Here is a 23,183-nt window from a genome sequence, read left to right as displayed (position 1 = left end):
CAATTCTATTGCACAATCTATTTATTTATATTTGTAGCTGATGAAACTATTTATATTCATATTCAGTATATATTTTTTGGCATTATCCGTAATGCCGTGTACTGATGCGTGTGGTATAGATACCAGTAATACTTCAAAATCAGAGCTTTCTAATGCAAGCAATGGTCAAACGAAAAACGACGATTTATGCAGTCCTTTTTGTTCTTGTACTACTTGTCATACCGTTGTAAATTTTACGTTTCAAACGTTCAAAATAAACGAGGCAAAGCCAAGTCTTAGCAAGATACAAAAATTCCCACTTCAAAATTTCAATTTCATTTCCAATTATCACAGAAACATTTGGCAGCCGCCAAAGATTAATACTTAATATTTTCAGCAAATGTATTTATTGGTAATGGATGATATATTCATTTACTATTAGATAGGTGTATTATCTAAATTGCACATTTAGCTGTCCTTTCTGTAACTGACAGAAAGTATTTATATCCATTATTATTAATTATTAATCAAATGAATTGTGTTAGACAGTATCATAAAATTTAGCATTAAGAACAAGCTCGTCATTGGAATAATGACATTGTTCCTCATTATTTGGGGAGTGTGGAGTGCCACAAAATTACCCATTGATGCCGTACCCGATATTACAAATAATCAGGTGCAAATAATTACGGTTTGCCCAACATTGGCGGCTCAGGAAGTAGAACAATTAGTAACTTTTCCGATAGAGCAAAGCATTGCTAATATTCCTGATTTAGAAGAAACCAGAAGTATTTCGAGGTTTGGTTTGTCCGTAATTACAGTTGTATTTAAGGAAAAAGTAGACATTTATTTTGCCAGACAGCTTATTAATGAAAAACTAAAAGAAGCAGAAGAAAAAATTCCGGATGGAATAGGAACACCTGAATTGGCTCCGGTCAGTACAGGGCTTGGTCAGATATACGAATATATAATACACCCCAAAAAGGGAAGTGAAAATAAATACAATGCCAAAGACCTTCGTACAATGCAGGACTGGATTGTTGCAAGGCAACTGTATGGTACTCCCGGAATTGCAGAAGTAAATAGTTTTGGCGGTGAGCTAAAGCAATATGAAGTAGCTGTTAATCCAAATCGCTTAAAAGCTATGGATGTAAGTATTACCGATATTTTCAATGCTCTTGAAAGAAATAACCAAAATACTGGAGGAGCATATATTGACAAAAAGCCAAATGCTTATTTTGTTAGAGGAATTGGTTTGGTTACATCATTAGATGATATAAAAAACATTAGTGTAAAAAATAGCCCAGGTACTGTTCCAATTTTTATAAAAGACGTGGCAGATGTACGATTTGGTAATGCTGTAAGATATGGAGCTATGACATACAATGGAGAAGTTGATGCAGTAGGCGGTGTGGTAATGATGTTAAAAGGCGAAAATGCCAATAATGTAATTGAAAAAATAAAAGAAAAACTTCCTACTATACAAAAGTCATTACCTGATGATATTATTATTGAGCCTTATATAGACCGTTCAGTTTTAGTTGACAAGGCAATGAGTACCGTAGAAAAAAACCTGATAGAAGGTGCGTTGATTGTAATCTTTGTATTGGTACTTTTTTTAGGAAATTTTAGAGCCGGATTAATAGTAGCTTCTGCTATTCCCTTAGCAATGCTGTTTGCCTTGGCAATGATGAATGTGTTTGGTGTAAGCGCCAACTTAATGAGTTTGGGAGCCATAGATTTTGGGTTGATTGTAGATGGGGCAGTAATTGTTGTGGAAGCCACATTACATCATTTAGGCTTACGAAAATCTAAACAAAGGCTTACACAAACCGAAATGGATGAGGAAGTTTTTCTGTCTGCTTCCAAAATTCGTAGCAGTGCAGCATTTGGCGAAATCATTATACTAATTGTTTACATTCCTATTCTTACGTTAGTGGGTGTTGAAGGCAAAATGTTCCGTCCGATGGCACAGACTGTAGGTTTTGCCATTTTTGGAGCTTTGATTTTATCCTTAACATATATACCTATGATGTGTGCTTTGTTTTTATCGAAAAAAACTTCGCACAAAGAAAGCTTTTCTGATAGAATGATGAATTGGGTACAAAAAAAATATCAGCCTTTGCTTGAAAAAGCGATTAGCATAAAGTATTGGTTCGTGGGTATCGCCATTGCCATATTTGCGGTTAGTATTTTCTTGTTTAGCCGAATGGGAGGAGAATTTATACCCCAGCTACAAGAAGGAGAATATGCGTTTGAATTTAAAATGCCTATTGAAACCTCATTATCACAAAGTATAGAAACTTCGATGCTTGCTTCGAGAATTGCCAAACAATTTGATGAAGTAAAAATGGTGGTTGGTAGAACTGGAGCTGGGGAAGTACCTACTGACCCAATGCCTCCAAGTGCAACAGATTTAATAATTATTCTTAAGCCAGAAAGTGAATGGAAATCCGGAAGGACATACGATGAATTAGGAGATGCAATAGAAGAAAAAATAGCTGTAATACCTGGCGTAATTGTCGAAAAAAGCCAACCCATTCAAATGCGTTTTAATGAACTGATGACAGGGATAAAACAAGATGTTGCAATTAAGATTTTCGGAGAAAATTTAGATACGCTTGCTCTGAATGCAGATAAGGTTAGCAAAGTTATACAAACAGTGAAAGGGGTTACAGTCCCTCAAGTAGAGCTGGTAAGCGGATTACCGCAAATCAATATTGAATATGACCGTACTCGTTTAGCCAATTATGGAGTAAATGTAGAAGATGTAAATAACGTTGTAAGTACTGCTTTTGCAGGAAAAAGTGCTGGTGTAGTTTTTGAGAATGAAAGGAGATTTGATTTAGTTGTGCGTTTAGATAGTACCTATAGAGGTAGTATTGAAGATGTAAACAATATGATGATACCAACCAGTACGGGTAGTCAAATTCCTCTATCACAAGTGGCTACAATTGACTATAAATTAGGACCGGCGCAGATAAGCCGTGAAGCGGGAAAACGAAGAATTGTAATTGGTTTTAATGTAGCAGACAGAGATGTACAAAGTGTAGTAGAAGAAATTCAAAAAAAATTGAACAATCAAGTAAAACTACCATCGGGATACTATTTCACTTATGGTGGACAGTTTGAAAACTTACAGGAAGCCAGTAATAGATTATTGATAGCTGTTCCTATTTCCTTACTATTGATATTTGTACTGCTTTATTTTACTTTTAGCTCCTTTAAACAAGCAGGACTAATTTTTACCGCTATCCCAATGAGTGCAATTGGGGGTATCTTAGCTCTACTACTTAGGGGAATGCCATTTAGCATCAGCGCAGGTATTGGATTTATTGCTTTGTTTGGTGTTGCAGTTCTCAACGGAATTGTACTGATAGGTATTTTCAATCAATTAGAAAAAGAAGGGGAAAAAGATGTATTGAAACGGGTAATCGAAGGAACTAAAATCCGTTTGCGACCAGTTTTGATGACTGCAACAGTAGCCAGTTTAGGATTTCTGCCAATGGCTTTGAGCAGTAGCGCAGGTGCAGAGGTACAAAAACCATTGGCTACAGTTGTTATCGGTGGTTTGGTAACTGCCACATTCCTTACCCTATTCGTACTGCCTTTATTGTATATCATCTTCAATTCAAAAATTAATTTAAAAAGAAAACTTAAAGTGAAACCCATTGCGACTATCGTTGTGTTACTGCTATCATTGGTAGGTTTTACAGCAAACGCACAAACGAAAGATTTATCCAGTGTTGATGAAGCAATAAACATTGCGTTGAAAAATAATCAAACCATAAAGGCTTCAGATTTAGAAATTGATGCAAGTAAAGCCTTGAAAAAAACTGCCGGAGAATTACCAAAATTAGGTTTTAATGCACAATTGGGGCAGTACAACAGTACAAAATTCGACCAGTCATTTGAAGTGGCGCAAACTATTCCTTTTCCTACTTTATTCGGAGCAAAAAAGCAATTGATTAATGCAGAAATAAAAGCGAAAGAATTACAGAAAAATCTTACCGTAATAGAGCTAAAAACGCAAGTCAGAACTAATTATTATCAAATCCTGTATTTGCAACATAACCAAAAACAATTACAACAGTTAGATAGTCTGTACAGCGATTTTATAAAAATAGCACAGCTTCGTTATAAAACTGGTGATACAAAAAAAGTGGACATTAGTACGGCAGAAGCTAAGAAAGGGGAAATTAATTTATTGTTAAAACAGAATAAAGTGTTTTTAAATAATGCTGTTGCCAGTCTGAAAACTTTGATGAATACAAGAGAGGATTTTCTCATTGTAGAAAATGGAATTTTTCAACCATTACAAATCAGCAATTTATTGGATAATGATGTAGTTGCAAGTCATCCCGCCATTCAATCCTTATATCAGGATGCTGTTATTGCAGAACAGACCAAAAAGGTAGAACGTTCGCAAGGTTTACCTGATTTTACAATTGGTTTTACAAATCAATCTTTAATAGGTTTTCATACTGTAAATGGCGCAGAAAAATATTTTAATTCTGGTAAACGTTTCAATTCTGTAAATATTGGCATTGCAATTCCTATCACTTATGGTGCTACCAAAGCAAGGATAAAATCTTTGGACTTCAGAAAACAGGCTTCCGAAGCCAATGCTCAGCAGCAGCAAAGAGCATTAACAACACAATTACAAAATGCTTTGCAACAATACCAACAAGATATGCAACAGTTTAATTATTTTCAGCAAGAAGCATTGCCTAATGCCAAAGAAATAGTATCAGCAGCACAATTAGGTTATAAGACTGGAGAAATCAGCTATGTGGAATATCTTTTTGCATTGCAAACCGCAACCGATATTCAATTAAATTATCTGAAAAGTATTCAGCAGGTAAACCAGTCCGTAATCAGTATTTATTCTCTCATTAATCAATAAGTAAAAAATGAAATTCAATATAAATAAAATCACGTTTGTAACAGTGATAACTGTTGTAATACTTGCTTTTTCCGCTTGCAATAATCATAAAGATGGGGATGGGCAAAACCAGGAGGCAAAAGAAATTCAAAAAGAAGAAGCCCACGAAGAAGTACCAACCATTGCTACACTTTCAGAGGAACAGTTAAAGATAGTTGGAATAAAAATAGGCACAATAGAACACAGGGAGCTATCTGCAACCATAAAAGCAAATGGAAATCTGAATGTTCCCAATAACAACAAAGCCAATGCCACCTCTTTATATGGTGGTGTGATAAGAACGTTGAAAGTTCAAATTGGGGATTACGTAAGAAAGGGTGAAATAATAGCAACGATTGCCAATCCGCAGTTTATACAATTACAGGAAGAATATTTGAGTATAGTAAGTAGAATAACTTTTGCAGAGCAAGAGCTATCAAGACAAAAAGAGTTATACGAGGGAAATGCTGGCGCAAAGAAAAATTTACAAAGTGCAACAGCCGAATTGAACAGCCTTCGTACTCGAAAAGCGTCTTTACATCAACAATTACAATTAATGGGCATCAATCCCAGTACCCTATCAAACAGTAATTTGAAATCTGCGCTAACGGTAAATAGTCCTTTAAATGGTACAGTGAGTAATGTTTTCGCTAAAATTGGAAGTTATGTAGATGTTTCTTCTCCAGTAATTGAAGTTGTAGATAACAGCTCATTGCATTTGGATTTACAAGTTTTTGAAAAAGATTTACCACAAATAAAAATCGGGCAAACTATTCATTTTCGATTGACAAATAATCCAGCCACTGAATATGAGGCTACGGTTTTCAATATCGGTTCATCTTTTCAAAATGAGAGTAAAACTATTGCTGTACGTTGCCGCATAAAAGGTAATAAAAATGGGTTAATTGATGGAATGAATATAACAGGAATTGTAAGCTTAAGCAATGTGACCACACCTGCTGTTCCCAATGATGCCATCGTAAATACTGATGGTAAATATTTTATTTTCGTACAAACCGACAAAAAAGCAGAAGAACATCACGAAGAAGAAAAAGAAGAAGGAAGCCATAAAGAAGGTGAGGAAACTGAACATAAGGAAGATACAAGCAATATAAATTTTGAAAAAGTAGAAGTATTGAAAGGGGTATCTGATATGGGGTATACCGCAATAACTTTTGTCAAGCAAATTCCTGTCAATGCCAAAATCGTTGTAAAAGGAGCATTTTTTGTAAACGCAAAATTATCTAATGCTGGAGAAGACGAAGATTAACCAATAATAACTAAGCAATGATAAATACAGATAAAAATCACAACCATATTTATGATGCACACGGCAAGCAACTCTGCTGCACGGAGGAAAGCAAAAACGATGCCCAAACAAATACAGGGCAGAGTACTGATAATGTTTGTTGCTCAACGGATGAAAAAGTCAATCAAAAGAGTAATGAACGAAGTGAAGCTGTTGATAAAAATAGTGTTATAAAAATGTTTTTACCAGGAATTATTTCTTTGGTACTATTGCTAATTGCTATTTACTTAGACAATGCCTTGAAACCTGAATGGTTTCAAGGTTGGATAAGAACTGTTTGGTATATAATAGCGTATGCACCAGTCGGATTTCCTGTAATTAAAGAAGCTTTTGAAAGTATTGGCAAAGGCGATGTTTTTTCAGAATTTTTGCTAATGAGTATTGCCACTATTGGAGCCTTTGCCATTGGTGAATACCCAGAGGGTGTCGCTGTAATGCTGTTTTATGCTGTCGGCGAAGTCTTTCAGTCATTAGCAGTTAAAAGAGCGAAAGCAAATATCAAGAGCTTGCTTGACCAACGCCCCGATGAAGTAACTATTCTAAAAGAAAATCAACCGAAAACAGTAAAGGCGGAAACAGTAACCATTGGTGACATCATACAATTAAAGCCCGGCGAAAAATTAGGATTAGATGGAACATTATTATCCGAAACTGCATCATTCAACACAGCAGCTTTAACAGGCGAAAGCAAGCCCGACACCAAAGCAAAAGATGATACGGTATTAGCAGGAATGATAAACCTAAATACCGTTGCACAAGTAAAAGTAACAACTGCATATACTGATAGCAAGCTGAGTAAAATTTTAGAATTGGTGCAAAATGCTACTGCTCAAAAAGCACCGACAGAATTATTCATTAGAAAGTTTGCAAAAATATACACACCGATAGTTGTACTGTTAGCTATTCTAATTACAGCATTGCCCTACTTCTTTGTAGAAAATTATGTGTTCAGCCAATGGTTGTACCGTGCTTTGGTATTCCTTGTTATCTCTTGCCCTTGTGCATTGGTAATAAGTATTCCTTTAGGCTACTTTGGCGGAATTGGGGCTGCGAGTAAAAATGGAATATTGGTTAAGGGAAGCAACTTTTTGGATGTTCTTGCCAGCATACAAAATGTAGTAATGGATAAGACAGGTACAATGACGGAGGGCGTATTTAAAGTTCAGGAAGTTGTATTTGACAAAACATTTAATGAGAAAGAGATTTTAGAAATGGTCAATGTTTTGGAAAGCCACAGTAGCCACCCCATAGCAACTGCTATTCAGGAATATGCAGGCGATGTAAACCACAATATCAAATTAGATAACGTAGAAGAAATTGCAGGACACGGACTAAAGGCTAATGTAAATGGGAAAGAATTATTAGTAGGGAATTTTAAGCTGATGGATAAATTTTCTATTACTTATGACATAGACCCGAACAGCATTGTTTACACGATAATTGCAGTGGCTTATGATAGAAAATTTGTTGGTTACATTACCATTGCGGACAACGTAAAAGAAGACGCACAGGAAACCATAAATCTATTGCATAAGCTCAATGTTAAAACTACTATGCTTAGTGGAGATAAAAGTACAGTTGTAAAGTATGTAGCGGAACAGTTGGGTATAGATAATGCTTTTGGAGATTTATTGCCTGAAGATAAAGTAAACAGAGTTAAAGAAATTAAAGCCAACGGCGGAAGCGTTGCTTTTGTAGGCGACGGTGTAAACGATGCACCTGTTGTGGCTTTGAGCGATGCGGGTATTGCAATGGGCGGTTTGGGAAGCGATGCGACCATTGAAACGGCAGATGTGGTAATACAAGACGACAAACCGAGTAAAATACCTATGGCAATCAATATAGGCAAGCAAACAAAGAAAATCGTTTGGCAAAACATCACGTTGGCATTTGTGGTAAAAGGAATTGTATTAGTGCTTGGAGCAGGCGGTTTGGCTACAATGTGGGAAGCGGTTTTTGCTGATGTTGGTGTGGCATTATTGGCAATACTAAATGCAGTAAGGATACAGAGGATGAAATTTTAAGATTACGTCATCCTAATGATGAATAAAACAGACAATGCGTAAGAAAGGCAAAAGTTATCAAAAAGTACCTCCGTACAAAAGATACGGAGCTTCTAAACCCTCAAATGTCAATTTGTCGAAGAAGAAGAAAAGACCTTCGCTCTTTATGATACTTTTTGGGATATTTTTAGCTCTGTGTCTTATTGCTTTGATATACATAAAAATTAGACACTATTATATCTATCACTATCACTAAAAGTGGACTTATTAGTTCTGTATCGAGCAAAAACCAAAGTTCCAAAAAAGAAGCCCGAAAATGCAAATTTCTTTCAAATATGACAGTATTTGGGCTTCTCTATTATTGTTTAAAAAATAGAATTAAGATAACGGATGGATAAATTTTATAACGAAATACTGATTAAACTGGAAAACGAAATCAAAGAATTGGAGATTGAGGCTGACTGTTCGATAGTACGCATTGAAGCAGTTATACAACTTATCATCAAATGTTTATCCGACGTAAAAAAATATGTCTTAAAAAGAGGATTTAAGGATGTCAATGAAGAAATCCATTTTTTCAAATATCAGAAACCTGTTATTGTTTCAAAGCTCATTTACTATAATGCCATCTATAAAATCGAAACGAGAAGACCCTACGGAAATAAACGTACCAAGAAATATTTTACCAAAGAACTGAAAAAGCTAAAAAGGTTCTTTGAGAACAACCTTGATTTTTACAAGTATTACCGCAGCAATAATTCTTTCGTTGACGAGAAGTTTTTTGTAAGGGGGAAGCACGATATAAGACTTTGGTTAGACACTTTTTATTTCGAGGCAGACCATCGCTTTTCTACTTCGCATGATTATAAAGTAGCAAAGATAATTGCCAATGACCTGATACAAGTTTATCTTGAAGACAGACTGCACAACGTCAATATGAAAAAAGTTTCAGAAAATTCGCTGAAATGGACGGCAAGCAAAACAGCACTGACGGAACTCATATATGCACTGTATTCCCACGGAGTGTTTAACAATGGGAATACAGACATAAAATTGATAGCTAAAACTTTTGAAGATGCCTTTAATATTGAGTTAGGCGATTTTTACCACACGTTTATGGAACTCAAAGCCCGTAAGATAAACCGAACAAAATTCCTTGATAGCCTGTGTGAAGCACTGATTAAGAAAATGGACGAACAGGATGAAAAACAGTAAGTATATATGTACACAGGCTTTATTCCTCTTGGCAAGAAGTCAGAGTAATTAAACTTAAATTGTAAATTTGTTTATTGCTTATGTATTAAATACTAAACGTAGTCAGTAAATAAATATGAATACAATCTTTATTAAAAATATGGTTTGCGACCGTTGCATTATGGTGGTACAAAACGAATTGGAAAAACTGGGATTAGATGCTAAAAATATAAAACTGGGCGAAGTTATTCTTTCCAAAGAAATAACATCTCTGGAAAAAGAGAATTTGTCCAAAACTTTAGAGCCATTAGGATTTGAAGTAATTGACGATAAAAAAGGCAGGATAATAGAAAAGATAAAGAACATTATCATTGACCTGGTACACCATCAGGATAGTGATGTAAAAACCAACCTTTCCGATGTATTGAGTGACAAATTGCATCACGATTACAATTACCTGTCCAATCTGTTTTCAGAGGTAGAGGGTACAACCATTGAAAAATACTTTATCGCCCAAAAGGTGGAGAAAGTCAAAGAATTGTTGGTGTATGATGAGTTGTCATTAAGTGAGATTGCGAACCGCCTAAATTATTCGAGCGTGGCATATTTGAGTAACCAGTTTAAAAAAGTTACCGGGCTAACACCAAGCCATTTCAAACAGATTAAAGAGGATAAAAGAAAACCGTTGGATAAAGTGTAAGTAAATCTTACAAATCAAATCCAAAATTTCACAACAGTACCCATAAATATAATAGCCAATTTTGTATTGTAAATTAAAGCAGGCAAATATGGCGACAAACAGAGAAAATATATACATTCCATTGGAGGATGTAGAAAGCGAACACTGTGCATTAATCGTTGAAAAGGGATTGGCACAGGTAAAAGGCGTAGAAACCCATAAAGTAGAGCTGAACAACCGAAGGGCAGCGATTACTGTAGTTAGCAATGAAACCGTAGGCGAGGCTGTTAAGGCAATTAAAGATTTAGGTTACGGAGTTCCTACGGTTAAAAGTGCTTTTCCGGTATTGGGCATGACCTGTGCATCCTGTGCGGGCAGTGCCGAAAGCATTGTGAAATACCAACCGGGAGTAGTTAATGCTTCCGTGAACTTTGCAACGGGCAATCTTACCGTGGAATATCTGCCCAATATGACCGATGCCTCCACCCTGCAAAAAGCGGTTCAGGGAGTAGGTTACGACCTATTGATTGAAGACGAAACCAAGCAGCAGGAAACGCTCGAAGCCATCCACGAAAAGAAATTCCGAACCTTGAAAAACAAGACCATTTGGGCAATTATCCTTTCCCTGCCCGTGGTAATCATAGGAATGTTCTTTATGGATATGCCCTATGCAGACCCGATAATGTGGCTCTTTTCCACGCCCGTTGTAATATGGTTGGGCAGGGATTTTTTTGTAAACGCTTGGAAGCAGGCAAAGCACCGTTCCGCCAATATGGATACGCTGGTGGCATTGAGTACAGGTATTGCGTACCTGTTCAGTGTTTTCAATATGCTGTTTGCCGACTTTTGGCATCAACGGGGACTGCATGCTCACGTATATTTTGAAGCGGCTGCCGTTATTATCGCATTCATCCTCTTGGGAAAACTGCTGGAAGAAAGAGCCAAAGGCAACACCTCTTCAGCCATTAAGAAGCTGATGGGCTTGCAGCCAAAAACGGTCATCGTGGTACAGGCGGACGGAACGGAAAAGCAGACCGCTATCGAAGACGTAAGCGCAGGCGATGTGATACTCGTAAAGCCCGGTGAAAAGATTGCGGTAGACGGCATGGTCATATCGGGCAATTCGTATGTGGACGAAAGCATGTTAAGCGGTGAGCCTGTACCTGTATTGAAAAAAGAAAAAGAAAAAGTATTTGCAGGAACGATTAACCAAAAAGGCAGCTTCCGGTTCAGGGCGGTAAAAGTGGGCAAAGAAACCATGCTTGCCCACATCATCAAAAGGGTGCAGGATGCACAGGGAAGCAAAGCACCCGTACAGAAACTGGTCGATAGGATTGCGGGCATCTTTGTTCCCACAGTGATAGGTATTGCCATCCTGACATTTACGCTATGGTTGATTTTGGGAGGCGAAAACGGGGTTGTTCAAGGTCTGTTGGCAGCCGTTACGGTATTGGTCATTGCCTGCCCCTGTGCTTTAGGCTTAGCGACACCCACCGCTATTATGGTAGGCGTTGGTAAAGGTGCTGAAAATGGCATTTTGATAAAGGATGCCGAAAGTTTGGAACTGGCCAAAAAAGTAAATGCCATCGTTTTGGACAAAACCGGAACCATCACCGAGGGAAGACCACAGGTAACGGGCATTAAATGGCTGAACAATGAGGACACTGCAAAAGAAATCCTTTTGAGCATCGAAAAGCAATCCGAGCATCCATTGGCAGAAGCCGTAGTGAAGCATCTTGGCGATGTAGCGACCACCTCTTTATCCATGTTCGACAGCATTACGGGCAAAGGCGCAAAAGCAGACCATGACAACGAAACCTATTATGTAGGCAACAAAAAGCTATTGGCAGAAAACAACATTGCCATTGCCGGAGAATTACAAGACCAGGCCGAAGAATGGGGCAAACAGTCTAAAACCGTTATCTGGTTTGCAAACAGCAAAAAGGCTCTTGCTGTAATCGCTATCGCCGATAAGATTAAGGAAACATCGGTGCAGGCTATCCGGGAAATGCAGGAAATGGGCATTGACCTGTATATGCTGACCGGAGATAATGAAGCTACCGCTAAAGCCATTGCGGAGCAGACAGGCATCAAGCATTACAAAGCCGAAGTTTTGCCACAGCACAAAGCCGACTTTGTGAAAGAACTGCAAAGTAAAGGAAAGGTAGTGGCAATGGTGGGCGATGGTATCAACGACAGCACCGCATTGGCAACAGCCGATGTAAGTATCGCAATGGGCAAAGGCAGCGACATCGCAATGGACGTAGCCAAGATGACCATCATTTCGTCCGACCTGACCAAGATACCGCAGGCAATACGCTTGTCCAAACAGACCGTAGCCACCATCAAGCAAAACCTGTTCTGGGCGTTTATCTACAACGTAATCGGCATTCCGGTAGCGGCAGGCATCCTTTACCCTGTTAACGGCTTCCTGCTCAACCCGATGATTGCGGGTGCGGCAATGGCATTGAGCAGCGTGAGCGTGGTCAGTAACAGCCTGCGGTTGAAGTGGAAGAAATAAAACAGTAAATCTCACAAATCAAACAAGAAATTACACAACAATAACTAACTGAATAGTACGGAAATTTGCATTATCAGATAACTCTAAAATTTGTAAACAATGGAAAATAAACAATTTCAATTCAAGACGAACATCAATTGCGGCGGTTGTATCGCATCTGTAAAGCCGCACTTGGACAAGGCAGAGGGCATCTGCCATTGGGAAGTGGACACGGCCAACAAGGACAAGGTACTTACCGTGAAGTCCGAGGGCATTACCGAGCAGGAAGTAATATCGACCGTGCAAAAGGCAGGCTTCAAAATAGAACCTTTGGATGCCTAAGCCAGCAACTTTTTGAAATGCCCTTTTTCCGACCGAATTTCCATGAGGTTGGGTTGATGAAAAAGGGCATTTTATCAATTCTGAAAAAAGGCGATAGGTTATTGCGTATATGGCATTATTTTTCCATATAGCAAAAAAAACGTAAAACTATATAAAAAACCAATCTAATTTGTAACTTTGTTGCGTTGAAAAATTATAGAATACATATAGGCATTTTGACATTGTTCTGTTTGGTTTTCTTTATGATGCCAAGTCAGAGCTATGCCTGTTCCAAAAATTCAACAAAGACCGAGCAGTCTTCCTGCTCAAAGGAGAAATCCAAAAAATCAGAACATAAAAAAGGTTGCAAGAGCAAATCCTGTAAAAAATGCAAAAGTGACAAATGCGGGGGCGGTTGTTCACACAGCTCTTGCAGGTGCGGTGCTTCAACCACTTCCCTAAATGTCCCAACCATAATCGAATTAAAGGCAAAAAATCACTTAGCAGCGGCTAAAAAGCACAAATTCGGTTTTAAAGAAGCCTACTATTCTTCGGGCTTTTTCTCCATTTGGCTACCGCCTAAAATAAGCTAAAACTATGGCCTGATAGCCATAGGTGTGTCCTGTCAGAAGCTGTTCCGGCTTTTGCAAATCCCCTATTTGTATCATTTATTCAAAATTTAAAACAGAAATGGGTTTATCAATCCCCCGTTTCTCAAAATGTAATTATTATGAAATCATTATCAAAAATAGTGATGGTAATCGCCGTATTACTATCATCAATAAACGGCTTCGCACAAATCAAGAATGCGAAAACAGAAACCGTAAAGATTTACGGCAATTGTGGTATATGCAAAACCACCATCGAAAAAGCAGGTAACGTAAAAAAGGTAGCCAGTGTTGACTGGAACAAAGATACCAAGATGGCTACGCTCACCTATGACGGCGACAAAACAAATCAGGATGAAATCCTGAAACGTATCGCTTTGGCTGGTTATGACAGTGAGAAGTTCCGTGCGCCGGATGACGTATATGCTAAACTGGCTGGTTGCTGCCAGTATGATAGACCAGTGAAGACGGTTGCCAAAAACAAGGAGGCGGGAATGGACATGAATGCCGGACATGGCAATCACGACCATAGCCAAATGGCAGCTAACAAAGATGCAGCCCAAAACCAATCACAGCTAAAGGCTGTATTTGACAACTACTTTTCAGTGAAAGATGCTTTGATAAAAACCGATGCGGCGACCGCATCTGCCAAAGCCGCTGAATTGGCTGCATCCCTTAAAGCAGTCGATATGAATAAGCTATCGGCAGAGGAACATACGGCTTGGATGAAAGTGATGCAGGACTTGACGGCCAATGCGGAAAGCATTTCAAAATCAAAAGATGTTGCAAAACAAAGAAGTGCTTTTGCGGCACTTTCGGGAAGCATCTACACACTGGCCAAAGTGTCTAAACAGGATACTCCCGTTTATTACCAGCACTGCCCTATGTACAACGGAGGTAAGGGAGCCAATTGGCTAAGTAAAGAGAATGCTGTTAAAAACCCATATTACGGCTCACAGATGCTTACCTGCGGCAGTACGGTCGAAACCATTAAATAACAGGTCTGAAAGCTATGGTACAGTACAATGACATGGTGCAGGCGCTTAAAGACCTAAGACAGCGTGGATACAGTATGGACTTTAGTCTGTTGCCGGACTGCCTGTTCTGTGCGTCAAGGAGCCTGAAACTAAAACCGGAGGATTTTACGGTTACGGAAACCCATAGGTTTGAAAGCCTCGACAGCAGTCCTGATAACAATGCCGTGATTTATGCCATATCGTCCAATGATGGTAAGAATAAAGGCGTACTTGTTGATGCCTATGGTGCTTATGCCGAAGAAATGACCCATGAGATGGCAAAAAAATTAAGTGCAACATAACTTTTAAAACCCCTTGTTATGAAGAACAGGACAAATTGGTATGTCATTACGGGAGGCCCATCAACAGGTAAAACTACGGTTGTGAACCTCTTGGCTGAAAAAGGATATAATACAGCCATAGAACATGCCCGGCATTACATAGAAACGATGAGCATCGGCGGAAAGACCGTAGCGGAAATCAGGGAAAATAAGCTGGAATTTCAACAAGGCGTACTGAAAATGCAGATTGAACAGGAAGCAAAGCTCGACCCGGAGGAAGCGGTATTTTTGGATAGGGCTATACCCGATGCCCTTGCCTACTATCGTTTTTTAGGGCTTGAACCGGATGCCCTGCTGAATGCTGCTTTAGCGCATGTTGATTATAAGAAAGTATTTATACTTGACAGGCTCCCGCTTGTAAAGGATTATGCGAGAACCGAAAATGAAAGTGAACAACGCCATATACATTCTCTTATAATCGAAGTTTATAAATCCCTGTCTTTTCCGATTGTACACGTGCCTGTGCTGCCACCGGAAGAAAGGGTTCAGTTCATTCTTAACAATCTATAATATTTTATGCGATTATGAATAAATACACGTGTCCTATGCACCCACAGGTGCTAAAAGACGAACCGGGAAAATGCCCGCTCTGTGGCATGGCATTGGTTCCCGTTGGCGGTGCGTCAGCTTCTCATGAACACACATCAGAACATGGGCATTCAGGGCATTCTCACCATGACCATGCTAAAGAAAGTTTTGATAAACATGAGGGGCATCATACAGGCGATTTCCTTGCACGTTTTTGGGTAAGCCTCGTCATTACAATTCCTATCCTGCTGCTGTCGCACATGATACAGCAGTGGTTAGGCTTTAGCTTTACTTTTAGTGGCGATAAATATGTGCTGCTTGCGTTAGGTACGGTGATTTATATCTATGGGGGCTTGCCATTCCTAAAAGGAATGATTGGCGAGATAAAAGCCAAAGCCATAGGCATGATGACCCTTGTTGCCATCGCCATATCGGTAGCCTACATCTATTCGGTAGCCGTAGTATTTGGTTTGCAGGGGATGGATTTCTTTTGGGAACTGGCAACCCTTATTGACATTATGCTTTTAGGGCATTGGTTGGAAATGCGTTCCCAAATGGCTGCTTCACGGGCATTGCAATCATTGGTGGCTTTGTTGCCCAATGATGTTACGGTGGAGCGGAACGGAGAAGCCGTAAAGATAAAGCTCGAAGAACTGCAAAGCGGTGAAACAGTTATCATAAAACCGGGAGAAAAAATTCCCGCCGACGGATTGGTACTGGAGGGGCTTTCGTACATCAATGAAAGTATGCTTACCGGGGAAAGTGTTCCGGTAAAAAAAGAAGCCAACAGCAAGGTTATTGCAGGCTCTATCAATGGTGATGGTGCTGTGAAAGTTAAGGTAACAGCGGTTGGAAAAGACAGCTACCTGAACAGGGTTATCAATCTTGTACAAGAGGCACAGGCTACCAAGTCCAATACACAAAACCTTGCGGACAAAGTAGCAAAATGGCTCACTTTTATTGCAATTGCTGTTGGTGTAGCTACATTCATTTATTGGTTTAGCAGCACCGGAGATATTGCTTTCGCATTAGAACGGATGGTTACGGTAATGGTAACAGCTTGCCCCCACGCATTGGGCGTGGCTATCCCGTTGGTGGTCGCCATTTCCACAACGCTATCTGCGACCAATGGGCTGCTTATCCGCAACCGCACGGCATTTGAAACGACCCGCAAGCTATCTACCATCATTTTTGATAAGACCGGAACGCTCACCAAAGGTTCCCACGCAGTAGAAAAGGTTTTACCCTTAACGGATGAATACAATGCCGATGAGGTTATACAGTATGCTGCCGCAGTACAGCAAAATTCAGAACACCATATTGCAAAAGGTATCATGGCTGCATTGAAACAAAGGAGCCTCACCTTATGGAAGTCTGAAAACTTTAGCTATATGCAGGGAATAGGTGTAAAAGGTGTTGTAAACGGGAAAAATGTCGTAGCAGCGGGACCGAATTATTTCACCGAAAACCACCTTTCACTACCCAAAATCCCAACAGAAATCAATCAGGAAGCCGAAACGGTAAATTTCGTTCTCATTGAAGACCGGGTAATTGGCATCATCACCTTAGCAGACAGCATCCGTGAGGGTTCCGGGCAGGCGGTTGATGAACTCAAAAATATGAACATCAAATCTTTTCTGCTTACCGGGGACAATGACAAGATTGCTGCTGCGGTAGCTGAAAAATTAGGAATGGACGGGTATTTGGCTAATGTACTTCCGCATAACAAGCAGGAGAAAGTAAAGGAATTTCAGGCAAAAGGCGAAATCGTAGCAATGACTGGTGATGGTGTAAATGATGCACCTGCATTGGCGCAGGCAGACGTAGGTATTGCTGTGGGTTCCGGTACAGATGTGGCAGCCGAAACTGCGGATATTATATTGGTGGACAGTGACCCGAGGGATGTGGTCAAACTGATTGACTTCGGCAAACTTACTTATAAAAAGATGGTACAAAACCTGATATGGGCGGTTGGCTACAACGTGGTAGCAATCCCTCTTGCCGCAGGCGTACTTTATCCCAAATTTATTTTAAGCCCCGCTATGGGTGCTGTGCTGATGAGCGTAAGCACCATTGTAGTGGCTATTAATGCAAGTTTTTTAAAAATCAAAAAATAAATAAAAATGAAAAATATAACATTATCAATCGTTGCAGTTATCATGGCATTTGTAACAGTGTCATGCAATCAGACTTCCAATAAAAGTGAGAAGTCTTCAAATGACAGTGCTGTGGTATCAGAAGAACAGTCTTCTGCCCAACCAAAAGAGAATGATACGGTAACAACTACTGCCGTTACCGATACATCAAAAGGTGAAACGGTGAAAACAGCAACCACAACCTTTTCTATTGCACCCATAATTACCGATTATCTGTCATTGAAGAACGCCCTTGCTTCAAACAATGACAAAGCTGCTGCCAGCGCAGGTAAAAAGCTGTTTGCTACTTTAAACAAGGTGGATATGAACTCCATTCCTGCCGATAAGCACAGTAAATACATGGACATTGCCGATGATGCTAAGGAAAATGCGGAACATATCGGGGAGAATGCAGGCAATATAGACCACCAACGGGAACATTTAGCCTCGCTTAGCGAAGATTTGAAAGACCTGGTTAGTTTGTTCGGTACACCACAAACATTGTATCAAGACCATTGCCCGATGTTCAATGACGGCAAGGGTGCTGTTTGGTTCAGCGAAAGCAAAGAAATCAAAAATCCTTACTACGGCTCAAAAATGATTAGCTGCGGTAAGGTGCAGCAAACAATTAACCGTAAATAAATTCAGGGTTATGGAAAATATGCAGAACAACCACCATACAGGTCATGCTTCAGGGCATGGTGCGCACAATTCAAAACACGCTTTAGCCATGTACAAACGCTTTGTGGTTATGGCTGTCGTAATGTTCGGCGCAATGTACTTTCTGATGTATGCTATGATAGACGGATGGCAGAACCTTATACTCAATATCAACAATTTGTACATGACCCTGCTGATGACCTCGGCAATGTTGCTTATCGAATTAGTGATAATGAAAGCGATGTACGTCAACAGGAAAATGAATTGGTTGATAGCCATAGTTTCAGTCGCCGTTGGCATCTTTTCGTGGTTTGGCATCAGGGAGCAAATCAATGTGGGGGATAAACAATTTGCAAAAGGTATGATACCCCATCACGCAGCAGCAATATTAATGTCCGAAAAGGCAAAGCTGACCGACCCGGAACTGATACAGTTGCAAAAAAACATACTTGAAACCCAAGCGGAAGAAATTGCATTGATGAAGCGAAAACTGAAAGAGTTTGAAGAAAGTAAATAATAAAATTTCAAAAAATAGTTTCAACATGAGCAAAATAATAATTGGCTTTATTTCCCTATTAACCCTGCTATTCACCGCTTGCGGGCAGGCAGGGTCAAATAAGGATGAAGCGGCACAGCACCATTCGCAGGCAACTCCGGAAAGCCACGAACATCATGCCCAAATAGGCGAATTGGTTTCATCGGATGAAGTCTGTATGGTTAACGATGCCTATATGGGCAAAAAGCAGTTTGACGTAAAATTTGAAGATAAAACGTACTACGGCTGCTGCGAAATGTGCAAGGAGCGTATTCCAAAGGATGCCACCGTGCGGGTAGCAACAGACCCCTATTCCCATAAACAGGTGGATAAAGCCCTTGCGGTAATTGCCGTTACGGGAAACAGCGGTGAAGTGTCCTACTTTGAAAGCAAGGACAATTACACTAACTATTTAAAAAAACAGTAGCCAAATTTTAAATTAAGTAACAATGAAATATTTATGTCTTTAACGAAGAAAATCATATTGGGGTTGGCTGTTATCTTAATCGGCTTACAGTTTTTTCAGCCGTTACGGAACCAGTCGGATGAAGTAACAGCCTCCCATATTGAAAAGGTATATGCCGTACCGCAAAATGTAAAGGCTATCCTTATCCAGTCCTGTTATGACTGCCATAGCAACAATACCAGTTACCCGTGGTATAGCCGTATCCAACCCGGAGCGTGGTATATGGCACAGCATATCAAAAAAGGTAAGGAAGAACTCAACTTTAGCGACTTTGGAGCCTATTCTGCCCGCAGGCAGCGAAATAAGTTCAGGGCTATGGCGGGGCAGGTTAAGGACGGAGAAATGCCCTTAGCGTCATACACACTCATTCATCGAAATGCTATATTGTCGCAAGAGGATAAGCAGGTTTTGATGAAATGGTTCGAGGCAATGGAAGATAGTATTTCATTTAAGAACTGATGCAAATGGAAAATTTAAAACAGTTAGCAAATAGCGTGCTTAAAGGAGCAATCAAAATACTCAAAGCAATTTTCATCCATAGGAAAGATTGCTGCAAATAATATAAGCAGGTTTTGATGAAGTGGCTTGGAACAATGAAAGATTGTATTAAACAAAATTTAAAGAATAATGAACAGACATAAAAAAATACCGATAAGAATACTGCAAACGGTACTGATACTGCTTTGCACGCAGACCCTGTTTGCACAGAAAGTAGTGCATTACGATTTGTATGTAAAAGATACGCTTGTCAACTATGCAGGCAAGCAAAAAAGAGCGATTGCCGTAAACGGGCAAATCCCGATGCCTACGCTCACTTTCACCGAGGGTGATACTGCCGAAATTGTAGTACACAATCAGTTAAAGGAAAGTACATCATTGCACTGGCACGGCGTATTCCTGCCCAATAAAGAGGACGGTGTACCCCATCTTACACAACAGCCGATTAAGCCCGGTACTACCTATACCTATCGTTTCCCTATTATTCAGCACGGTACGCACTGGTATCATTCCCATTCAGGATTGCAGGAGCAGATAGGAATGTACGGCAATTTTGTAATGAAAAAACGTGAGGATGATAAGACCTTTAGGAAAGGGATTGACGATTTGCCCACTGTGCCCATCATCCTAAGCGAATGGACAAATTATAATCCCAACAACATTAACCGGATGTTGCACAATGCCAATGATTGGGCTGCCATCAAAAAAGGGGCTACGCAATCATACGTTGAAGCTATTAGAGAGGGGAAATTTGGCATAAAAGTAAAGAATGAATGGAAACGGATGCTGGCAATGGACGTAAGCGATGTGTATTATGATAAAATCCTTATTAATGGCAGCAATGCGCCGGAGCTAAAAACGGTTGATGGTAAAACCTTAAAGGCGGGGGATAAGGTGCGGCTCCGTATATCCAATGGTGGTGCATCTTCCTATTTCTGGCTGCGTTATGCCGGGGGTAAGATTACCGTGGTGGCAAATGACGGTAACGATGTGGAACCCGTTGAGGTGGACAGGTTAATCATTGCGGTTTCCGAAACATACGATATAGTAGTTACCATTCCTGACGATGGTTTGTCGTATGAGTTTTTAGCTACAACCGAGGACAGGACACAATCGGCAAGCTACTTTATAGGTAACGGCATCAAGCAGCTTATTTCTCCACTTCCACGATTGAAATATTTTGAGGGGATGAAGATGATGAACGATATGATGAAGATGAATGGCGACCTGGACGATATGGGTATGAATATGAGCCTGAACCAAATGGATATGAACGTAGTGATGTACCCGGAAATTACAGGCGAAGCAGGCAAGAAAGCAGACCACAGCAAGCACGATGGTATGAACATGGATAATGACCCCAACCGTTATAATGCAAATGCGTTGGGAGATATTGTTACCTTAAACTATGCCATGCTCAAATCTCCCTACAATACAACACTTCCCAAAGATGCGCCTGTAAAAGATGTAAAATTTACCCTTACCGGAAATATGAACCGCTACGTTTGGAGCATGGACAATAAGGTGCTTTCCGAAACGGATAAAATACCCGTTAAGAAAGGAGAAATACTGCGTATTACTATTCATAACAACTCTATGATGCGCCACCCGATGCACCTCCACGGATTTGATTTTAGGGTATTGAACGGCAAAGGTGAAAATGCACCGCTTAAAAATATCATTGATATTATGCCGATGGAAACAGACACCCTTGAATTTGCAGCAAACGTGGACGGCGACTGGTTCTTCCATTGCCATATCTTATATCACATGATGTCGGGAATGAACAGGGTGTTTGCCGTAGGCGACTACCAAAACCCATACTTACCCGATAAGGCTAAAGCCTATAAAGCATTACAGAGGGAAAGCAATATGCCCCATTTCATGGCGCAGAATGATTTTGCCACCAATGGTAATGACGGAGAGGCAATGCTCCAAAACGCAAGATGGAGCTTGGGTACAGAATGGCGTTTAGGTTACAATGATATGCACGGTTATGAAGTTGAAACCCACTTGGGGCGATATATCGGTAAAATGCAATGGCTCATGCCATTTATTGGCTTTGACTGGCGTTATCGTAAAATGGGGATAGACGAACACGAAACAAATCTGTTCGGGCAAAAGAATGAAAAAGATACACGCAGGGCTGTTAGCTTAGGTGTTATGTACACTTTGCCAATGCTTGTTAATTTTCAGGCAGAGGTATATCACGATGGTATTGTAAGGCTATCGTTGATGCGTGAGGATATTCCTATCTCGAAAAGATTAAGAGGCGGCTTTATGGTCAACACAGATTTTGAGTATATGGCAGAACTTAGATATATCATTAATAAGAATATAGGTATACGTACCCACTATGATAGCGATATGGGCTTTGGTGTGGGGCTGGCATTGACTTATTAAAATTAAATAACTAAGGGTTGTAAACTGCATAACCGTAAAAAAATATCGGTAAAAAAAAGGAGGTGATGCAGGTGTAATTCGCAAAGACTAACCTGCATCATACTACAACCCTTTAAAGTATGCAACAAAAATCTATCTATCGTTCCATCATCAATACGGTAGAGGTTGAATTTTTTTAAGCAGTAATTGCATCATAAGCTAATACGAACAGTGTTAGCTTTTCTGTATTAACCAATAATATATTACATCAAAATGAAGCGAATGGATAAATTTTACAATGAAACATATCTTAAATTGGAAACTGCAATCCAGGAACTGGAGATTGAAACCGACTGCCCCATAAAAAGAATTGAAGCCGTTATACACCATATCATACAAAGCCTTGCCGACTTAAAGGACTTTGTACTGAAAAATGACTTTAAGAATATGGAAGAAGAAATCCATTTTTTCAAGTATCAGAAACCTGTTATTGTTTCAAAGCTCATCTACTACAATGCCATCTATAAAATCGAAACAAGAAGACCCTACGGGAACAAGCGTACCAAGAAATATTTTACCAAAGAACTGAAAAAGCTAAAAAGGTTCTTTGAAAACAACCTTGATTTTTACAAGTATTACCGCAGCAATAATTCTTTCGTTGACGAAAAATTCTTTGTGCGTGGCAAGCACGATATAAGGCTGTGGTTAGACACATTTTATTTTGAAGCAGACCATCGTTTTTCTACTTCACACGATTATAAGGTTGCCAAGATTATTGCCAATGACCTGATACAAGTTTATTTGGAAGACAGGCTCAATAACATCAATGTGAAAAGGGGTTCGGACAATTCATTGAAATGGACGGCAAGTAAAACGGCACTGACGGAACTCATATATGCACTGTACTCCCACGGTGTATTTAACAATGGGAATACAGACATAAAATTGATAGCTAAAACTTTTGAAGAAGCCTTTAATATTGAGTTAGGCGATTTTTACCACACGTTTATGGAACTGAAAGCCCGTAAGATAAACCGAACCAAATTCCTTGACAGCCTCTGTGAAGCCCTAATAAAAAAAATGGACGAAAAGGACGAAAAGTAAC

Annotated in this window: 19 protein-coding genes; all 19 read left to right on the top strand. The window is 39.6% G+C overall.

What is annotated here, in order from left to right:
• Window positions 1-40: 40 nt before the first annotated feature.
• The 19 genes from EL260_RS26180 to EL260_RS07330 all read left to right on the top strand — a co-directional run bounded on the left by EL260_RS26180 (window position 41) and on the right by EL260_RS07330 (window position 23,182).
• Window positions 41-367 (top strand): DUF6660 family protein, encoded by a 327-nt coding sequence (locus EL260_RS26180; protein ID WP_394337992.1) that lies wholly within the window; start codon window positions 41-43, stop codon window positions 365-367.
• Window positions 368-517: 150 nt separating this feature from the next.
• Complete coding sequence (locus EL260_RS07415) at window positions 518-4,885, top strand: CusA/CzcA family heavy metal efflux RND transporter (RefSeq protein WP_123852617.1); 4,368 nt, start codon at window positions 518-520, stop codon at window positions 4,883-4,885.
• 7 nt (window positions 4,886-4,892) lie between these two features.
• Window positions 4,893-6,173, top strand: coding sequence for an efflux RND transporter periplasmic adaptor subunit (locus EL260_RS07410; RefSeq protein ID WP_123852616.1), 1,281 nt, complete (start codon window positions 4,893-4,895; stop codon window positions 6,171-6,173).
• Window positions 6,174-6,190: 17 nt separating this feature from the next.
• Complete coding sequence (locus EL260_RS07405; RefSeq protein ID WP_123852615.1) at window positions 6,191-8,236, top strand: heavy metal translocating P-type ATPase; 2,046 nt, start codon at window positions 6,191-6,193, stop codon at window positions 8,234-8,236.
• Window positions 8,237-8,605: 369 nt separating this feature from the next.
• Window positions 8,606-9,430: an RteC domain-containing protein gene (locus tag EL260_RS07400; RefSeq protein WP_123859579.1), complete on the top strand. Its 825-nt coding sequence runs from the start codon at window positions 8,606-8,608 to the stop codon at window positions 9,428-9,430.
• Window positions 9,431-9,545: 115 nt separating this feature from the next.
• Window positions 9,546-10,109 carry a helix-turn-helix domain-containing protein gene (locus tag EL260_RS07395; protein WP_024566623.1) on the top strand — a complete coding sequence of 188 codons (564 nt, stop codon included), beginning with the start codon at window positions 9,546-9,548 and terminating at the stop codon, window positions 10,107-10,109.
• An 88-nt stretch (window positions 10,110-10,197) separates the two neighbouring features.
• Window positions 10,198-12,609 (top strand): heavy metal translocating P-type ATPase, encoded by a 2,412-nt coding sequence (locus EL260_RS07390; protein ID WP_072885939.1) that lies wholly within the window; start codon window positions 10,198-10,200, stop codon window positions 12,607-12,609.
• Between the two features lie 99 nt (window positions 12,610-12,708).
• Window positions 12,709-12,930, top strand: a complete 222-nt coding sequence (locus EL260_RS07385) for a heavy-metal-associated domain-containing protein (protein ID WP_002981097.1) — start codon at window positions 12,709-12,711, stop codon at window positions 12,928-12,930.
• A gap of 261 nt (window positions 12,931-13,191) precedes the next feature.
• The gene (locus tag EL260_RS07380) at window positions 13,192-13,371 is read left to right on the top strand and encodes a hypothetical protein (RefSeq protein ID WP_027374963.1); all 180 of its coding nucleotides are present in this window, start codon (window positions 13,192-13,194) and stop codon (window positions 13,369-13,371) included.
• Window positions 13,372-13,639: 268 nt separating this feature from the next.
• Window positions 13,640-14,515: a DUF3347 domain-containing protein gene (locus EL260_RS07375; RefSeq protein WP_034735069.1), complete on the top strand. Its 876-nt coding sequence runs from the start codon at window positions 13,640-13,642 to the stop codon at window positions 14,513-14,515.
• Between the two features lie 14 nt (window positions 14,516-14,529).
• The gene (locus EL260_RS07370; protein WP_072885940.1) at window positions 14,530-14,835 is read left to right on the top strand and encodes a phosphoribosylpyrophosphate synthetase; all 306 of its coding nucleotides are present in this window, start codon (window positions 14,530-14,532) and stop codon (window positions 14,833-14,835) included.
• 18 nt (window positions 14,836-14,853) lie between these two features.
• The gene (locus tag EL260_RS07365) at window positions 14,854-15,384 is read left to right on the top strand and encodes an AAA family ATPase (protein ID WP_072885941.1); all 531 of its coding nucleotides are present in this window, start codon (window positions 14,854-14,856) and stop codon (window positions 15,382-15,384) included.
• A 35-nt stretch (window positions 15,385-15,419) separates the two neighbouring features.
• Window positions 15,420-17,519, top strand: coding sequence for a heavy metal translocating P-type ATPase (locus EL260_RS07360; RefSeq protein WP_198418069.1), 2,100 nt, complete (start codon window positions 15,420-15,422; stop codon window positions 17,517-17,519).
• Window positions 17,520-17,525: 6 nt separating this feature from the next.
• Entirely contained in the window at window positions 17,526-18,179 is a 654-nt protein-coding gene (locus EL260_RS07355) for a DUF3347 domain-containing protein (RefSeq protein WP_123859577.1), read from the top strand.
• Between the two features lie 10 nt (window positions 18,180-18,189).
• Window positions 18,190-18,714 carry a DUF305 domain-containing protein gene (locus EL260_RS07350; RefSeq protein ID WP_123859576.1) on the top strand — a complete coding sequence of 175 codons (525 nt, stop codon included), beginning with the start codon at window positions 18,190-18,192 and terminating at the stop codon, window positions 18,712-18,714.
• Window positions 18,698-19,159 carry a hypothetical protein gene (locus tag EL260_RS07345; protein ID WP_228445350.1) on the top strand — a complete coding sequence of 154 codons (462 nt, stop codon included), beginning with the start codon at window positions 18,698-18,700 and terminating at the stop codon, window positions 19,157-19,159. Before EL260_RS07350 ends, EL260_RS07345 begins: the two co-directional genes overlap by 17 nt.
• Before the next feature lie 33 nt (window positions 19,160-19,192).
• Window positions 19,193-19,657, top strand: coding sequence for a heme-binding domain-containing protein (locus EL260_RS07340; protein ID WP_123859575.1), 465 nt, complete (start codon window positions 19,193-19,195; stop codon window positions 19,655-19,657).
• Window positions 19,658-19,825: 168 nt separating this feature from the next.
• The gene (locus EL260_RS07335) at window positions 19,826-22,099 is read left to right on the top strand and encodes a multicopper oxidase family protein (protein ID WP_123859574.1); all 2,274 of its coding nucleotides are present in this window, start codon (window positions 19,826-19,828) and stop codon (window positions 22,097-22,099) included.
• A gap of 261 nt (window positions 22,100-22,360) precedes the next feature.
• Window positions 22,361-23,182, top strand: coding sequence for an RteC domain-containing protein (locus EL260_RS07330; protein ID WP_091098934.1), 822 nt, complete (start codon window positions 22,361-22,363; stop codon window positions 23,180-23,182).
• The last annotated feature ends 1 nt before the right edge of the window (window position 23,183 follow it).

This window comes from Chryseobacterium nakagawai (assembly GCF_900637665.1).
GTDB lineage: Bacteria > Bacteroidota > Bacteroidia > Flavobacteriales > Weeksellaceae > Chryseobacterium > Chryseobacterium nakagawai.
This window is presented reverse-complemented; position numbering and strand designations above follow the sequence as displayed.

What these genes read in the sequence shown, in the direction of transcription:
- EL260_RS07390 (WP_072885939.1), top strand. Translation starts at nt 10,198, where the DNA reads ATGGCGACAAACAGAGAAAATATATACATTCCATTGGAGGATGTAGAA.
- EL260_RS07410 (WP_123852616.1), top strand. Translation starts at nt 4,893, where the DNA reads ATGAAATTCAATATAAATAAAATCACGTTTGTAACAGTGATAACTGTT.
- EL260_RS26180 (WP_394337992.1), top strand. Translation starts at nt 41, where the DNA reads ATGAAACTATTTATATTCATATTCAGTATATATTTTTTGGCATTATCC.
- EL260_RS07395 (WP_024566623.1), top strand. Translation starts at nt 9,546, where the DNA reads ATGAATACAATCTTTATTAAAAATATGGTTTGCGACCGTTGCATTATG.
- EL260_RS07380 (WP_027374963.1), top strand. Translation starts at nt 13,192, where the DNA reads ATGCCTGTTCCAAAAATTCAACAAAGACCGAGCAGTCTTCCTGCTCAA.
- EL260_RS07335 (WP_123859574.1), top strand. Translation starts at nt 19,826, where the DNA reads ATGAACAGACATAAAAAAATACCGATAAGAATACTGCAAACGGTACTG.
- EL260_RS07385 (WP_002981097.1), top strand. Translation starts at nt 12,709, where the DNA reads ATGGAAAATAAACAATTTCAATTCAAGACGAACATCAATTGCGGCGGT.
- EL260_RS07405 (WP_123852615.1), top strand. Translation starts at nt 6,191, where the DNA reads ATGATAAATACAGATAAAAATCACAACCATATTTATGATGCACACGGC.
- EL260_RS07360 (WP_198418069.1), top strand. Translation starts at nt 15,420, where the DNA reads ATGCACCCACAGGTGCTAAAAGACGAACCGGGAAAATGCCCGCTCTGT.
- EL260_RS07400 (WP_123859579.1), top strand. Translation starts at nt 8,606, where the DNA reads ATGGATAAATTTTATAACGAAATACTGATTAAACTGGAAAACGAAATC.
- EL260_RS07355 (WP_123859577.1), top strand. Translation starts at nt 17,526, where the DNA reads ATGAAAAATATAACATTATCAATCGTTGCAGTTATCATGGCATTTGTA.
- EL260_RS07365 (WP_072885941.1), top strand. Translation starts at nt 14,854, where the DNA reads ATGAAGAACAGGACAAATTGGTATGTCATTACGGGAGGCCCATCAACA.
- EL260_RS07370 (WP_072885940.1), top strand. Translation starts at nt 14,530, where the DNA reads ATGGTACAGTACAATGACATGGTGCAGGCGCTTAAAGACCTAAGACAG.
- EL260_RS07340 (WP_123859575.1), top strand. Translation starts at nt 19,193, where the DNA reads ATGTCTTTAACGAAGAAAATCATATTGGGGTTGGCTGTTATCTTAATC.
- EL260_RS07330 (WP_091098934.1), top strand. Translation starts at nt 22,361, where the DNA reads ATGGATAAATTTTACAATGAAACATATCTTAAATTGGAAACTGCAATC.
- EL260_RS07375 (WP_034735069.1), top strand. Translation starts at nt 13,640, where the DNA reads ATGAAATCATTATCAAAAATAGTGATGGTAATCGCCGTATTACTATCA.
- EL260_RS07350 (WP_123859576.1), top strand. Translation starts at nt 18,190, where the DNA reads ATGGAAAATATGCAGAACAACCACCATACAGGTCATGCTTCAGGGCAT.